This is a genomic window from Aquabacterium sp. UBA2148, assembly GCF_002328915.1.
Classification (GTDB): Bacteria; Pseudomonadota; Gammaproteobacteria; order Burkholderiales; family Burkholderiaceae_C; genus Aquabacterium; species Aquabacterium parvum.
Genome location: NZ_DCXA01000284.1, coordinates 3,687 through 5,001, shown reverse-complemented (window position 1 = coordinate 5,001; position 1,315 = coordinate 3,687). Strand labels below are relative to the sequence as shown.

Here is a 1,315-nt window from a genome sequence, read left to right as displayed (position 1 = left end):
ACCGCCGTTGATTTGTGCACCGAAGCGGCACGCCGACTGCTGGACCAGCTGGGCTGGGCCCCCGAGAGCATCACGGGCCTGATCATGGTCACGCAGTCGCCCGATCACTTCCTGCCGTCGTCCGCCTGCGTGGTGCACGCCAAGCTGGGCTTGCCGGTCGAGTGCGCGGCCTTCGACATGGGCCTGGGCTGCTCAGGCTACCCCTACGGCCTCTACATCGCGGCGACCATGCTCAAGGCCGGTGGCCAGCAACGCATCCTCATGCTGCATGGCGAAACGCCCAGCCGTTTTGTTCACCCCGATGATCACGCCACCACCTTGTTGTTCGGTGACGCCGGCTCGGCCACAGCACTGGAGGCCTCGCCCGCTGCATCGCCTGCACCCACCACCGCCGACGCCGAGCCCGCCAGCTTCGGCCTGTTCACCGATGGCAGTGGCGCCGATGGCCTGATCATCCGTGGCGGCGCCTTCCGCGACCGCTCGCCCGCCGACCCGCGAGACCTGTGCGTGCGCATGGACGGCGCCGGCATCTTCAACTTCACCATCAAGCGCGTGCCGCCGCTGCTCAACGACACGCTGGCCTTTGCGGGCCTGTCGGTGCCGGACATCGACGCCTACCTTTTCCACCAGTCCAACCGCTTCATCATGAAGCACCTGATGAAGAAGTGCGGCTTGAGCGAAGACCGCGTGCCCTTCACCATCGAGGACACCGGCAACTGTGGCGGCCCTTCGGTGGCCGTGACCCTGACGCGAGCCCTGTCCGAACGCGAACGCGATCGGCCCCTGCGCCTGATGCTCCTGGGCTATGGCGTGGGCCTGTCGTGGTCATCCGCCATCGTCATGCTGCCTCCTGATGCCGTGCTGTTGCATGGCGTTTGTGCGCAGGCCCCTGCCACCGTCACGCCTGATCCTTCGGAAACCACGCCATGAGTCAACGCACCCTCACCACCCAGGAAGCCCTGGAGATGATGGCGGACGCCTTCAACGAGCCCCTTGAAAACCTGCTGCCCGACACCCCTCGCGACAGCATCCCGGGCTGGGACTCGATGGGGGCGCTGATGCTGATCGCCGAGCTGGACGAACGCCTGGGCCTGGAGCTGCAGGCCGAGGTCTCGCGCGAGATGAAGCAGGTGCAGCACGTGCTGGATTTCCTGGCAGCCAACGGGGCACTGGCCCCTTGAAGCCAGGTTCAGCCGCGCACAGGGGTCGGGCTTGAGCACACGCGCCGTGTTGCCCATCGAGAAAACCGCACGCCTGGTGGCGCGGGCTTTGGGCTGCACGCCAGGTGAGCTGGCTGCGGGCCTGCGACCGGCTC

Annotated in this window: 2 protein-coding genes; both read left to right on the top strand. The window is 67.0% G+C overall.

The window, feature by feature from the left end; translation table 11 throughout:
- A partial coding sequence (locus tag B2W70_RS15870) for a 3-oxoacyl-ACP synthase III family protein (protein ID WP_286747129.1) occupies positions 1-930 on the top strand: 930 nt, incomplete at its 5' end.
- A complete protein-coding gene (locus tag B2W70_RS15865; RefSeq protein WP_286747128.1) occupies positions 927-1,181 on the top strand; it encodes an acyl carrier protein in 255 nt (84 codons plus the stop codon). The genes B2W70_RS15870 and B2W70_RS15865, both read left to right, overlap by 4 nt.
- Positions 1,182-1,315: the final 134 nt, after the last annotated feature.

Coding starts and splice junctions, on each gene's coding strand:
- B2W70_RS15865 (WP_286747128.1), top strand. CDS start 927: ATGAGTCAACGCACCCTCACCACCCAGGAAGCCCTGGAGATGATGGCG.